The organism is Lysinibacillus sp. COL-1 (assembly GCF_059814265.1).
In genome coordinates, this window is sequence record NZ_JCAWSJ010000003.1 from 385,036 (window position 1) to 400,056 (window position 15,021).

A 15,021-nucleotide genomic window follows, 5' to 3' on the forward strand; every position below is an offset into this window, starting at 1 on the left:
AATGTAAATGAGTGATTTTGAAATAAAGCATACGTAAATAAGTCTACTGTTAGTCATGTACTGACTAGGTCTGCTTGCTGAGCGGGAATATTTTTTATGTGATTGTACAAAGAGGTACTCGACATGCTTTTGGAGGAAGTGTGCCAGACAGAAAGAGTATTAGCCCATAGCATAATAGCTAATCTGTTTTTATCGGTATTTTTTCTTGTATCAATCAATATGTTAAAAAAGGGATTTGGTGTTTCTCAGCCTGCTGAAAGTAAACGGAATGAAAGAGGGAAGATGTGTGATTTTTCAAAAACAGAGAAAGACGAAGGTATTGGATTTACAGCAATATACAGTAAAAATGGATTTGTCTACTCGCCAATCAATGGTGAAACAAATTGAAATGCTGAATCTAACGAAGCAAGACTTACAATATTTAAAAGCTTTCCAGCCATATGTTATGGACAATGTAGATCACATCGTAAACCGTTTTTACAACATGATAGGAACAGAGCATCATTTGGTAGATATTATAAGTCATCATAGTTCTGTAGACAGACTTAAAGTAACACTACGGCAGCATATTATTGAAATGTTTAACGGAACCATTGATGAGGTGTATTACCAAAGACGAGTAAAAATTGCAAAGGTACATGTTCATATTGGGCTTAGAACCCAATGGTATATTTGCGCATTCCAAGATTTATCCATATCATTTATTGATTTAGTCGAAAAAAATATAGAGCACCCCCAAGATCAATTTAATACGATCAGGGCCATATCGAAAATTTGTAATTTCGAGCAGCAGCTGGTTTTGGAGGCTTTTGAAAACACTGTAGAACAAATGAAAGAAAAAATGATGCATGAGAAAGAAGCTATTGAACGACAAATTGTTGATTCTTCCGAAGCACTTGCCACAATTTCTCAGGAAACAAATAATTCATTTTGCTGCTTAAGCAAGCAATCTGATGAAATTAAACAATTGGCTAAAAAATCACTTGATGTCTCAACACTGGCTGAAAATCAAGCACTTGAAGGTCGTGAACGTTTAAAAAATCAATCACAAAATATGCTTAATATTATTCATTCACTTCATGATATAGAAGAAAATATTGAACAATTATCGGATATGTCTAGGGAAATGGAGACAATCATGAATGTTGTTACTAATATTGCTAATCAAACCAATCTGTTGGCATTGAATGCTGCAATTGAAGCGGCGCGTGCTGGAGAAGCGGGCAAAGGCTTTAGTGTAGTGGCTGATGAGGTGCGTAAATTATCTATTCAAACGAAGGATTCGGTTACTTCGGTGGCATTGTTATTGAAAAAAACGAGTGAACGGACAGAGAAATTAGAGCATTCTCTGGCAAATATTCAAGATGAAGTGGCGTCAGGTGAGGAAAACATGTTACAAACTGAAGGTCAATTTACAAGCATATTGGGAGCCATGACAGAAGCAAAGGATCAAAACGACTGTATGGCAACGAAAATACAAGCAATCGTCGGGATATTAAACGAGTTAGGGACATCATTTACAGAAGTAACGAATTCAGCAGAAAACTTAGCAAGCTTTTCCAAAAATCTAAAAGGATAGACTACTAAATTAACGTTTATGTTTCCGTATTTTTTAGACATATTAAACACTATAGTACCTATAAATATGTGTATTTTTGTAAATCTTGAAATGGAAATTCCATATGATTAAGCTAGAGCTATCTCACAGATGAGGTAGCTCTATTTTTGCTAAATTTGTAAAGGGTTTAACGTAATTTTCAATGAAAATAAGTTTATACTGTAGGAAGAACTAAAAATAGGGGCGGTTACTATGAAAACAGTTGTTGTATTAGGTGGCGGTATTACAGGATTATGCACAATGCATTATTTACAACGTCAAGTGAAGGAAAATAATGTAGATGTGCGTCTAGTGCTTGTAGAAAAAAATACATATTTAGGGGGCAAATTATATTCAACACATGAGCAAGGTTTTATTATGGAAACAGGTGCTGACTCGATTGTAGCTCGTCATAAAGGTGTTATGGAGCTTGTACAGGAGCTTGATTTTGAGGAGAATCTAGTTTACAACGAAACAGGTATTTCCTATATTTATACGAATAATGAATTACATGCCATTCCGGCAGATTCTACTTTTGGAATACCAATGAGTTTGGCATCCTTGGAGCAAAGCACATTGATTACAGAGCAAGGTAAACAAGATGCATTAAAAGATTTGACTTTACCAAACAAAGACTTCACAAAGGAAAGTTCAATTGGAGAGTTTTTAACCTATTATTTAGGGGAAGAGCTTGTGAAAAATCAAATTGCACCCGTTCTTGCAGGTGTTTATTCAGGGGATTTACACCAGCTTTCGATTGCCTCTACTTTACCGTACTTGATTGACTATAAGAACGAGTATGGAAGTATCATAAAAGGCTTTGATGCGAATCGTGAGCAATTTGCTAAAGCAGCCAATAAAAAGTTTATATCGTTCAAAAACGGTTTATCTTCTCTAATTGATCGTCTCGAACAAACATTAACTGATGTAGAGATCATCAAGGGTGTTGCAACTGTCAATGTTCAAAAGCAAGAAAACCACTATTCAATTGCCTTAGCTAATGGTGAAAGCATCGAGACAGATTATGTCGTTTTAGCACTGCCGAATGAGGCTGTTCAAGGCCTACTACAGGATGAATCATTAAACCGTTATTTTGACCAATTTACGACAGCTTCAGCAATTACGATCTATTTAGGTTTTGATGTACCAGACTCTAGATTGCCAGCAGATGGAACGGGCTATATTGTCTCACATAATTCTGACGTTACATGTAATGCTGCAACTTGGACAAGTCGTAAATGGAGGCATACATCAAGAGATCATAAATTACTTGTGCGACTCTTTTATAAAAGCATCAATCCAGCATATGAGCAACTCCGTGCCATGTCTGACGAAGAATTAGCAGCGGTTGCTTTAGAGGATGTGCGCAAGAGCCTAGGAATAGAGGAACAGCCAACAGTTATTAATGTCACAAAATGGATTGATCAAATGCCAAAATATGATCTAGCTCACCGTGAAGCATTACAAGGTTTAGTTCAAGAATTACAAGAAAACTATCCTAATCTATCCATCGCAGGTTGTTCATACTTTGGGGTAGGGATTGGTGCTTGTATTCAAAATGGGAAGAAAATCGGTGAGGAGCTTGCAAAGGAACTAGCCAATTTCTAAGCTTTTAAGTGAAAAATATCTTTGTTATGTGAAATAGTCTTGACTCATTCGTCAGTAAACGATATGATTCTTTTAATTATTTAAAAAATTCATACTACATTCTTATCAAGAGAAGCAGAGGGACTGGCCCATTGAAGCTTCAGCAACCAACTTTTTTGTCAGGTGCTAAATCCAGAAGACCATTGAGTCGAAGATGAGAAGGAAAAAACAATGATGAGTCATTAAAGCCTTCTTTTTTTTATAAAAGAAGGCTTTTTATTATACAGAGATATAGGAAGAGAGGCTAGTTTAATGAGATTGCTTGAAAGGTTAAAAACGCATGTATTGACGGCAGATGGCGCAATAGGCACAGTACTTTATGGCTATGGTTTGGAGTATTGTCATGAGGAAATGAATGTACAGAAACCTGAGTTAATTGAAAAGATTCATAGAGAATATATTGCAGCTGGTGCTGATATCATCCAAACGAATACGTATGGTGCAAATGCCATTAAATTAGCTCGCTATGGATTAGAATCGCGTGTCCAACAATTTAATGAAGCAGCGATTACAATCGCAAAGCGAGCTGCGGCAGATGGAGGTCAGTTTGTCTTAGGGACAATTGGTGGTATTCGTGGTATTCGTAAAAGTGATGCAACGTTAGATGAAATCTTAGCAACTATTGAGGAGCAAGCGAGTGTTTTACTTGCTGGGAATCCAGACGGCCTTTTACTCGAAACCTATTATGATTTTGAAGAATTAACAGCTACCTTAAAGATGCTACGGACAAAGACAAAATTACCGATTATTGCGCAAGTTTCCATGCACGAACCTGGTGTTTTACAAAACGGTATGTCTTTAAATAACGCCCTGCATGAGCTAGAAAAACTTGGTGCGGATATTGTGGGTGTCAATTGTCGTTTAGGTCCACACCATACCATTCAGGCGTTTGAAGGTGTAGAACTTCCTGATAAGGCATTTATGTCGGCTTATCCGAATGCTTCACTCCTTGACTTAGAAGATGGTCGTGTCGTTTATGAGTCAGAAGCTGAATATTTTGGTCGAGCGGCTGTGGAATTACGTGATCAAGGGGTACGCTTAATTGGAGGCTGTTGTGGTACGACACCGAAGCATATAGCAGCAGCGAAGAAGTATTTAGAAGAGTTATCACCAGTTCATGAAAAGTATGCCAAACCGGAGAAGATTCAAATTGTTCGTGAAGCAGAGCCAACGAAGTATGAACCTCTTCATGAAAAAGTAAAGCGCGAACGCTCTGTCATTGTAGAGCTAGATACACCTAGACATCTAGAAATTGATGGTTTTTTGGAAGGGGCAAAACAATTGTATGATGCAGGAGCAGATGTCGTCATGATGGCAGACAATTCTCTGGCTTCTCCACGTATTAGCAATATTGCTATGGGTGCATTGTTGAAGAGTACTAATGGTGTACGTCCTCTAACACATATTACATGCCGAGATCGTAATTTAATCGGTCTGCAATCACATTTAATGGGGTTAAATGCATTAGGAATTCATGATGTGTTAGCTGTTACTGGTGATCCAACAAAAGTTGGGGACTTCCCAGGTGCCACAAGTGTTTATGATGTCTCATCAATGGAGCTGATCCAATTAATTAAGCAGTTAAATCAAGGCATTTCCTTCTCAGGTAAACCACTTCGTAAAAAAGCAAGTTTTTCAGTAGCTGCTGCATTTAATCCAAATGTCCGTGTATTAGATCGTGCTGTGGCACGCTTAGAGAAGAAAATTGAGTATGGAGCAGACTACTTTATTTCACAGCCAGTATATACGAAGGAAAAAATTGTGGAAATTTATGAGGCAACCAAGCATTTGCAAGCACCTATTTATATTGGTATTATGCCCGTTACAAGTTATAAAAGTGCTGAATTCTTACATCATGAGGTGCCAGGCATAAAATTATCTGAAGATGCCTTAGCAAGAATGAAGGCCTGTGGTGAAGATAAAGAACGTGCAACATTTGAGGGAATTGCCATTGCGAAGGAATTAGTTGAGGTGGCTGCCCAGTATTTCAATGGCATTTACCTTATCACTCCATTTTTACGTTATGATGTGACATTAGAGTTGATGAAATATATTGAGCAATTGGATGAACAGAAAAAAGGGGTAAGTATACATGGCTAAGCACTTGATTGAAAAGCAACTAGAGAAACGTATTTTAATTCTTGATGGCGCAATGGGAACAATGCTACAAAACGAAAACTTATCCGCTGAGGATTTTGGCGGGGAGGAGCTTGATGGCTGTAATGAAAATCTTGTGCTGACTAGACCTGATGTAATTAAGGAAATTCACCATAAATATTTAGAGGCAGGCGCAGATATTATTTGTACGAATACTTTTGGCGGGACGCCTCTTGTGTTAAATGAATATGATCTTGGCGCAAAAGCGGAAGAAATTAATAAACGTGCCGTCGAAATTGCTCGTCAAGCAGTGGATAACTTTTCAACATCAGATTGGCCACGCTTTGTTGCTGGCGCAATGGGTCCAACAACAAAAACATTATCCGTAACTGGCGGTATTACATTTGATGAGCTAGAGGAAAACTTTTATGTACAGGCGAAGGCGTTAATTGAGGCAGGAGCAGACGTCCTTTTACTAGAAACTAGTCAGGATATGTTAAACGTAAAAGCAGGTACTCTAGGTGTAGCACGTGCTTTCGCGGCAACTGGCAAAGAACTACCCGTCATGATTTCAGGAACAATTGAACCGATGGGTACAACACTCGCAGGGCAAACGATTGATGCTTTTTATATTTCTATTGAACATATTAAACCACTATCCGTTGGCTTAAACTGTGCGACTGGACCAGAGTTTATGACGGATCATATTCGTTCATTAGCAGAGCTTTCCACAGGCTATATTAGCTGTTATCCGAATGCAGGCTTACCGGATGAAGAAGGTTGCTATCATGAATCACCAGAATCTTTATCACAAAAATTAAAAGGCTTTGCAGAAAAGGGCTGGCTTAATATTGTAGGTGGATGTTGTGGGACGACTCCAGCTCATATCACAGCTATCCGTGAGGTTTTAAAAGATGAAAAACCACGCCAAATACCAGAGAAAACACATGGTCATGCGGTATCAGGAATCGAACCATTATTGTATGACGATTCTATGCGTCCATTATTTATTGGTGAAAGAACGAATGTTATAGGCTCTCGTAAATTTAAGAATTTAATCATTGATGGGAAGTTTGAAGAAGCTGCAGAAATTGCACGTGCGCAAGTAAAAAATGGTGCACACGTTATTGATATTTGTTTAGCCAACCCTGATCGTGATGAATTAGCTGATATGCGTGGTTTTATGCAGGAGGTTGTGAAAAAGGTTAAGGTTCCTCTTGTAATCGACTCGACAGATGAAAAGGTCATTGAGGAAGCATTAAAATTTTCTCAAGGAAAAGCCATCATTAACTCTATAAATCTAGAAGATGGTGAAGAACGATTTGATGCAGTAATGCCACTCGTAAAGAAGTATGGAGCCTCATTGGTAGTTGGAACCATTGATGAAATAGGAATGGCTGTTGATCGTCATCGCAAGCTTGAAATTGCCGAACGTTCCTATAAATTACTAACTGAAAAATGGGGACTTGCACCGGAGGATATCATTTTCGACCCGTTGATGTTCCCTGTAGGGACTGGTGATGAGCAGTATATTGGATCGGCTCTAGAAACAATTGAAGGAATTCGACTAATCAAAGAAAAGATGCCACAGACATTAACTGTACTGGGTGTAAGTAATATTTCATTTGGCTTACCACCAGTTGGCCGTGAAGTACTGAATGCTGTGTATCTTTATCATTGTACACAGGCCGGCTTAGATTATGCCATTGTCAATACAGAGAAACTAGAGCGTTATGCATCCATTCCAGAGGCAGAAATTAAACTTGCAAATGACTTACTGTTTAATACGAATGATGAAACATTAGCAGTATTCACAGACTTTTATCGTGATAAAAAGAAAGAAAAGACCGAAGCGGATATACCAAAAACGGTTGAAGGTCGTTTAGCTTATTATATTTTAGAAGGTACAAAAGAAGGGCTGATTGAGGATTTAGATGCTGCACGCGAAATCTTTGAGGCGCCACTTGATATTATTAATGGTCCTTTAATGGCTGGTATGGCTGAGGTAGGTCGATTGTTTAATGATAACCAACTCATTGTAGCGGAGGTTTTACAATCAGCAGGCGTGATGAAGGCTGCTGTTGCCCATTTAGAGCAATTCATGGAAAAGGATGAAGAGAGTGCTGGAAAAGGGAAAATGGTTTTGGCTACCGTTAAAGGAGATGTGCACGATATTGGGAAAAACCTTGTTGATATTATTTTAAGTAATAATGGCTATAAGGTTGTCGATTTAGGCATTAAAGTAACACCAGCACAATTGATTGAAGCGATTCGCAAGGAAAAACCAGATTTTATCGGGCTATCAGGCTTACTGGTAAAATCAGCGCAACAGATGGTCATTACTGCTCAGGATTTCAAAGAGGCTGGCATTGATGTACCGATTTTAGTTGGTGGAGCTGCACTTTCTCGACGCTTTACAGAAACAAAAATTGCAGATGAATACAATGGTCCAGTTATTTATTCAAAGGATGCTATGCAGGGATTAGAGCAAGCAAATCTATTAATGGGTAAGGAAACGCGTGCGAATTTCTTAGCTGAAATCCAGGAATCTCGTCAAAAACGTCTAGAGGCAGATGTAAAAAGAGCTGCACGTCCAGCTAAAGAGATAACAATAAAGCCAGTACGTACTGTAAAGGGAGCGTCAGTATTTTTACCAGCTGATTTACGTCGTCATGTGAAGAAAGACTATGCAGTATCGCATTTATATCCATACGTCAATATGCGTACATTGCTGGGACATCATTTAGGCTTGAAAGGGCAGGTTCAGCAATTGCTAGATGCCGGTGATTCACGAGCAACAGAGCTAAAGGATTTAGTAGATGATTATTTAAAAAGTGATTTATTAAAGCCTTCAGGTTTATATCAATTTTTCCCTGCTCAAGCGGATGGGGATGATGTCGTTGTTTATGATCCTGCCGATAGTAAAACAGAAATTGAACGTTTTACTTTCCCGCGCCAGCAAGTAGAACCATTTTTATGTCTTGCCGATTTCTTAAAAACGGTAGAGAGTGGAGAAATGGATTATATTGCGCTCATGGTGGTAACAGCAGGGCAAGGGGTTATGGCAACAGCTCGTCAGTTAAAAGATTCTGGCAAATTCCTTGAAAGCCATGCACTGCAATCGACTGCACTAGAATTAGCAGAGGGCTTTGCTGAACGTATGCATCAAGAAATACGTGACCAATGGGGCTTCCCAGATGCCACTGATTTTACAATGAGAGATCGTTTTGCAGCTAAATATCAAGGGCAACGTTTTTCTTTCGGTTATCCTGCGTGCCCTAACTTGGAGGATCAGGAAAAACTATTCGGCTTATTAAAGCCTGAGGATATTGGCGTTCACCTTACAGAAGGTTTTATGATGGAGCCTGAAGCATCTGTTTCAGCGATTGTTTTTGCTCATCCCGATGCTCGCTACTTCAATGTTTAAGGCGTAAAATAGGAGGATATAGATAGTCAATGAATTGACTATCTATATCCATTCCATTGAATCATTGAAGAGTGTGAGGACAATTTCATTAAGGAAGTGAGCAGGATGATTCGATTCATGGAAGAAAAAGATATACCTGAGGTTTTAGACATCTATAATGATATTATTTTAACAAGTAAGGCTGTCTACCGATATGATATACAAACTTTAGATGAAAAAATGCGATGGTATAAGGAGCAGCAAGCATTCGGCAATCCACTGCTTGTATTTGTGGAAAATGGGATTGTTGCTGGCTTTGCTACTTATAGTCAATTCCGTCCTTACCCTGGTTATCAATATACAATGGAGCATTCCGTCTACGTGCATAATGAGCATTATCAAAAGGGGATTGCAACGAAGCTCATGCATAAGCTTATAGCGATTGCAGAGGAGCGTGGTGTCAAAACACTCGTTGCTGGCATTGATGGAGAAAACATTGCTAGCATTAAAGCACATGAAAAATTAGGTTTTGAATATGCAGGTACAATTAAAAATGCAGGCTATAAATTTGAACAATGGCTAGACCTTGTGTTCTATCAGTTGCATTTGAATGGACCAACATCATAAAAAGGATATGACAAATGTCATATCCTTTTTATGATGTTTGCGTCTGTTACTGACTTGTACTCTTGTTTTATGATGAGGTCATAAGAAAAAAAGAAACGAGGGAGTAAAGGATGGCAACTATTAAAGAAAAAACAAAAAAGCTACGCCAAGATGTAGCGCCATTTGCTAAATCTAATACGGGTAAAAGTGTTTTTCAAATGATAAATACACTTGTACCGTTAATTGCATTGTGGGTTGCTGGTTACTTATTAGTAGATGTTTCACCTTGGCTAACAGTTGGCTTAAGTGCCATTTCAGCGGGGTTTGTCGTACGAACTTTTATTATTTTTCACGATTGCACACACGGATCATTTTTCAAAAGTAAAAAGGCAAACGACTGGGTTGGATTTTTTACTGGAGTGCTAACATCATTCCCATATGAAAAATGGAAACGTGAACATACAATTCACCATGCAACAAGCTCAAACCTAGACAAGCGTGGTATTGGTGATATTGATATGATGACAGTGGAAGAATATATGCAAGCTTCAAAGGGACAACGATTATGGTATCGCTTTTATCGTAACCCATTCGTTATGTTTGGGTTAGGACCATTATATATGGTGCTTATCTTAAATCGTTTTAATCGTAAGGATGCAAGAAAGAAAGAACGCTTGAACACAATTTTAACGAATATCGTTATGGTCGGAATTTGTGCTGCTTTAATTTTCTTCATGGGCTGGCAAGCATTTTTATTAGTCCAAGGCGTTACCTTATTTATTGCTGGTTCTTTAGGAATTTGGCTGTTTTATATTCAGCACACATATGAAGATTCTTATTTTGAACATGAATCAGAATGGGATTATGTTAAAGCCGCAGTGGAAGGTAGCTCGTATTATAAATTGCCAAAGATTTTACAATGGGTTACAGGGAATATTGGTTTCCACCATGTCCATCACTTAGCTCCTCGAGTACCTAACTATAATCTTGAAAAAGCACATAATGAAACGCCGCCTTTACACATGGCAACAACGATTACGTTACGTACAAGTTTAGAATCATTACGTTACAAGTTATATGATGAAGATCAAGGCAAATTTGTATCGTTTAAAGAAGTAAATGAAATCATCAAACGCAAAGCAAGAGGCAGTATTGCCGCTTAGTTGAAAACAGCCATCTCTGCAAACGAGATGGCTGTTTTATGTAAAAGGATGGGTTTTGTCTAAAGCATGTGCAGGCATAAATTAAATTTTCTTGTTATAATAAGGGAAAAGTAGGAAAGAGCGTGAGATTATGTTGAGGAAATGGCATAGTATTATTCCGAATAGTCCAATGCTCAGTGTATATTTATGGATTATTTTTTGTTTCCTACCGTTTTTCTTCATTTTTAGGAAATCATCTTATATCGAAATCTCGATTGGCATTACGTTTTTAATGCTTTATTTTATTTTCTATCGATTTTCCATGAATTCGAAAAGCGGTTTAGTTTATATGTGGATCAGCTTTGAAATGGCCATCAATATTGTCATGACCATCTTATATGGCTATGTGTATCTATCTATTTTCACAGCATTTTTTATTGGCAACATACGAAGACCTGTCGGCTTTTATATTATGTACGGTCTACATATTGGGTTTACAGTTATATCTACCGGTGTCGGCTTCTTTGTGGAGCTTCACTTATTTTTATCGCAGCTACCTTTTGTTGTGCTAACCATTCTAGCTGTTGTTCTTTTACCATTAACGATTTATTCCAAAAATAAACGTGAAAACTTAGAGGGGCAGTTAGAAACAGCTAATGAACGTATTGCCGAGTTAATTGTTTTTGAGGAACGACAACGAATTGCTCGTGATTTGCATGATACTTTGGGGCAAAAATTGTCCATGATTGGCTTAAAAAGTGATCTAGCTTCTAGGTTGATTGAACGTGATCCACAGCAGGCTTTGATTGAGATTAAGGATATACGCCAGACGGCAAGCATTGCCTTAAAAGAGGTTCGTGAATTGGTGTCAGACATGCGGACGGCAAAATTTGAGGATGAGCTAATGCGTATTTCTCAAATACTAAAGGCAGCAGAAATGGAGTTTGTTTTTGAAGGAGATAAAAATGCATTGCAAGTTCCGCCACTTGTCGAAAATGTTTTATGCATGTGCCTAAAAGAGGCGGTTAATAATGTTGTCAAACATAGTGGAGCAACAAAATGTGAAATTGCTTTCCATCAAAACTTTAAGGAAGTTTACTTAATCGTTCGGGATAACGGACAAGGTATTACGAAAAAACAAGCATGGAAAACGGGGAACGGATTGAAGGGAATGCGGGAACGCTTAGAGTTTATTAATGGGTCCTTTAAGATTGAAAGTGTTGAGGGTACTACATTAACGGTAACTATACCAGTGGCTATTACGCATCAAAATGTCAAAGAAAATCTGAAGAACATATAGAATAGAAAAGAGGCTTGTGACATGATACGAATTGTGATCGCTGAAGATCAGGGGATGCTATTAGGGGCTCTTCGCTCTTTACTTAGTATGGAAGAGGATATGGAGGTCGTCGGCTTAGCAAAAAATGGTGAGGAAGCATTGACGCTGGTGGCAGAGCATCAGCCTGATATTTGTATTATGGATATTGAAATGCCAGTGAAAACGGGACTAGACGCAGCAGAAGAAATGCATAGTATTGGCTCAGATTGTAAGGTCATTATTTTAACTACATTTGCCAGACCAGGTTATTTCGAGCGTGCTAGGAAAGCGAGCGTAAGAGGCTATTTATTAAAGGATAGCCCTATTGAGGAATTAGTAAGTGGGATTCGTACAATAATGGACGGTAAACGTATTTATGCACCAGAGCTTGTTGATTTTGTCTATGAGGATGATAGTGAAAATCCTTTAACAGAGCGTGAAAGCCAGGTGCTGACACTTGTGGCAGAGGGCAAGACGACAAAGGAAATTGCGGCAGAGCTATTTTTATCTGCTGGAACGGTACGTAATTATATTTCAACCATTTTAGAAAAACTAAATGTTGGTAATCGTATTGAGGCCATTGCACGCTTTAAAGAAAAAGGATGGAACAAATAAAGAGAACCTTATCGCATGAGCGCGATAAGGTTCGTTTTTTTACTTTTTGCGTTTTGTTATACGTCCAAGAACGAATGCACCTGCTGCTACAGCAAGAACAGTATTCGTTTTTTTCGTAAACACTTGTTTTGTTACAAGGTTAAGGTTTTGAGGACGCTCAGCTAAACGGCGCATAAAGTAGCCGTACCAATCTTCACCGAATGGAACGTACACACAGAAGTTATAGCCTTCTTTTGCAAGCTCTTTCTGCATATCAGTGCGGAAACCGTATAGCATTTGGAATTCAAATTTATCAAGTGGAATATTATGATCTGCAACAAAGCGTTTTACGTGTGCGATGATATTATGATCATGTGTTGCAATTGACGTAAATTTGCCGTGTAGCAAGTGATATTCAATCAACTCAATAAAGTTTAAATCAATATCTAATTTATCTTGATAGGCGACTTCTACAGGCTCTTTATAAGCACCTTTTACAATACGTAAACGGTAGTCCTTGAATTTTTCGATATCGTCTTTTGCACGGTAAAAGTAGGATTGAATAACTGTACCAACATTATTAAATGTTTTAGATAACTCTTCTACCATATCAAAGGATGTTTGAAGACGGCCGTAGTCTTCCATATCAAAGTTAACAAATATATCATAAGAAGCGGCTTTTTCTACTATTTCATACAGGTTGTCATAACAAAAATCAACATCAATGTCTAAACCTAATTGAGATGGTTTTAATGAAATATGTGCAGCAACACCGTTCTCATGGATGGCTTCGATTACAGTAAGGATTTTTTCTTTTGCAGCCGTTGCTTCTTCTTTACTTGAAACAAATTCACCTAGGTTGTCTACCGTACAAGAAATATTATGTGCATTTAGTTCTTTGATGCTTGCAATTGTTTCTTCAATATTTGTACCAGCTACTACACTCTGTGCTCCTAATTTTAGGCCATATTTCTTTGCAGCATTATTTAATAGTTGGTTTTCAGATAACTGGATGAAAAAATCGCGTAATAACATGGTCATTCTCCTAACTGCATTTTCTTTTTAGTATAACATAAATGTTTTAAACTATATTCATTTCAGCTTAACAATTATTTCATATCAAGTATTTGCATACGTTCATTAAATAGCACAGGATAACTTAAAAAACCAATCATGATGCTGGATAATGTTGCTGTTGTTAAGAGCGCAAAGATGATTAAAAGTTGAAATTGGACAGCATGGATAGGGTCAGCCCCACCAATAATTTGCCCACTCATCATACCTGGTAGCTGTACTAAACCGATTGTTTTTTGGCTTTCAATCGTAGGAATCATACTAGCTTTTACGGCATTGATCAGTTGGCGATGAACGGCTTGTTTTGGCGTGCCACCTAGCGATAAAATTAATTCCATTTGATCTTTATGGCTACTAATTTCAGCTGTAAAACGATTTAAAAATAAAATGGACAGCACCATCGAATTGCCAATTAACATCCCACTAATCGGAATGATATACTGGGCAGTAGCTGGAACAATTTGAAATCCTAGCAAGACACCTTGTGTAACAATTTCTATGACGACAAGTGTCAGTGCTATTTTCCAAGTAATTCCTTTAATACCCACCCCTTTTTTTCGTGCATTTAATGTTGCGACGACAATCATTAGCGCTACCATGAGAAGTATATAACCATAACTATTGGCGTCAAAAACAAATTTTAAAATATAGCCGACAGCAAGCAATTGAACAATGGAACGTAACGTTGCAATGAGCGTATCTTTTTCAAGACCCAACTTTAATGTTTTAGATAATATGAGAGGAATACAGACAAAGATTAGGGTTAAGGATAAGGCTGTAAATGTCATTGATTAACCCCCTGAACAAACACTGCAACACGTGGATTCGTTGGGGCATTAAGTAAAGCACTTTTACCAGTTTCAATTAACTCCCCATCCATCATAACCCATGTATAGTGACCAATTGTCAATGCTTGTTGCAAATTATGTGTAATCCAAATTATCGTGACATTGTATTTTTTGTTAATAGTAGCAATCAATTTTTCAATTTCTTGTACGGATTGACGATCCAGCGCAGATGTAATTTCATCTAATAATAAAATAGAGGATTGATTGATCAGGGTTCGTGCAATGGATACCTTTTGACGTTGTCCACCAGACAATTCACTTGTTGATTGGTGTAAGAAGCTTTCGTTTAATCCAACATCCTCTAAATATTGGACAGCCTCCTGCTGCGAGAGTTTTTGCCCCTGTAGTGTACGGGGAAGGGCGAGATTATCTAGCACTGTACCTGCTATCATCGGAGCTGCCTGTAAAGCAATACCAACATGTCTCCTTAAAGCGGTGGGCTCATATGTAGAAATAGGCTGATTTTCAACGAGTATATGCCCGTTTGTTGGTGACAGAAGACCATTACATAATTTAAGTAGCGTTGTTTTACCAGCACCAGAAGGACCAACAAGAGTCGTAATTTGCCCTTTTGGAAATGACCCAGTAATTGACTTTAATATTATTTTGTCATTTACTGAAAAATGAACTTGTTGAAAGTGAATGGCAGGCTCATATAACGTATTCATTTATTGAAGCTCCTTTGTTATAGT

Annotated in this window: 11 protein-coding genes and 1 riboswitch; of the genes, 8 read left to right on the forward strand and 3 right to left on the reverse strand. The window is 37.9% G+C overall.

All coding sequences use genetic code 11. From position 1 onward, the window contains the following. Positions 1-286: 286 nt before the first annotated feature. The 8 genes from AC6BKE_RS06260 to AC6BKE_RS06295 all read left to right on the forward strand — a co-directional run bounded on the left by AC6BKE_RS06260 (position 287) and on the right by AC6BKE_RS06295 (position 12,428). Entirely contained in the window at positions 287-1,579 is a 1,293-nt protein-coding gene (locus AC6BKE_RS06260) for a protoglobin domain-containing protein (protein WP_499856191.1), read from the forward strand. Between the two features lie 231 nt (positions 1,580-1,810). Next, positions 1,811-3,205 carry a protoporphyrinogen oxidase gene (locus AC6BKE_RS06265; protein WP_058843593.1) on the forward strand — a complete coding sequence of 465 codons (1,395 nt, stop codon included), beginning with the start codon at positions 1,811-1,813 and terminating at the stop codon, positions 3,203-3,205. A gap of 99 nt (positions 3,206-3,304) precedes the next feature. After that, positions 3,305-3,405: riboswitch (SAM riboswitch) on the forward strand. A gap of 91 nt (positions 3,406-3,496) precedes the next feature. Continuing rightward, entirely contained in the window at positions 3,497-5,344 is a 1,848-nt protein-coding gene (locus AC6BKE_RS06270) for a bifunctional homocysteine S-methyltransferase/methylenetetrahydrofolate reductase (RefSeq protein ID WP_499856193.1), read from the forward strand. Then, positions 5,337-8,768, forward strand: a complete 3,432-nt coding sequence (gene metH / locus AC6BKE_RS06275; RefSeq protein WP_036124594.1) for a methionine synthase — start codon at positions 5,337-5,339, stop codon at positions 8,766-8,768. The genes AC6BKE_RS06270 and metH overlap by 8 nt, the downstream gene beginning before the upstream one ends. A gap of 105 nt (positions 8,769-8,873) precedes the next feature. Further along, positions 8,874-9,374, forward strand: a complete 501-nt coding sequence (locus AC6BKE_RS06280; protein WP_036124592.1) for a GNAT family N-acetyltransferase — start codon at positions 8,874-8,876, stop codon at positions 9,372-9,374. Between the two features lie 110 nt (positions 9,375-9,484). Further along, on the forward strand, positions 9,485-10,516 hold the full coding sequence (gene desA / locus AC6BKE_RS06285; RefSeq protein WP_036124589.1) for a Delta(5) desaturase DesA: 1,032 nt from the start codon (positions 9,485-9,487) through the stop codon (positions 10,514-10,516). A gap of 130 nt (positions 10,517-10,646) precedes the next feature. Further along, positions 10,647-11,795: a sensor histidine kinase gene (locus AC6BKE_RS06290; RefSeq protein ID WP_419185187.1), complete on the forward strand. Its 1,149-nt coding sequence runs from the start codon at positions 10,647-10,649 to the stop codon at positions 11,793-11,795. Between the two features lie 21 nt (positions 11,796-11,816). Beyond that, on the forward strand, positions 11,817-12,428 hold the full coding sequence (locus AC6BKE_RS06295; protein ID WP_036124587.1) for a response regulator transcription factor: 612 nt from the start codon (positions 11,817-11,819) through the stop codon (positions 12,426-12,428). Between the two features lie 39 nt (positions 12,429-12,467). Here the strand turns inward: AC6BKE_RS06295 and AC6BKE_RS06300 are convergent, their stop codons facing one another. From AC6BKE_RS06300 to AC6BKE_RS06310, 3 genes are all read right to left on the reverse strand, one after another. Next, the gene (locus AC6BKE_RS06300; RefSeq protein WP_499856196.1) at positions 12,468-13,442 is read right to left on the reverse strand and encodes a proline dehydrogenase family protein; all 975 of its coding nucleotides are present in this window, start codon (positions 13,440-13,442) and stop codon (positions 12,468-12,470) included. Positions 13,443-13,516: 74 nt separating this feature from the next. Continuing rightward, positions 13,517-14,269, reverse strand: a complete 753-nt coding sequence (locus AC6BKE_RS06305) for an ABC transporter permease (protein WP_036124583.1) — start codon at positions 14,267-14,269, stop codon at positions 13,517-13,519. Then, positions 14,266-14,997 (reverse strand): ABC transporter ATP-binding protein, encoded by a 732-nt coding sequence (locus AC6BKE_RS06310; protein ID WP_499856198.1) that lies wholly within the window; start codon positions 14,995-14,997, stop codon positions 14,266-14,268. The genes AC6BKE_RS06305 and AC6BKE_RS06310 overlap by 4 nt, the downstream gene beginning before the upstream one ends. Positions 14,998-15,021 lie beyond the last annotated feature (24 nt).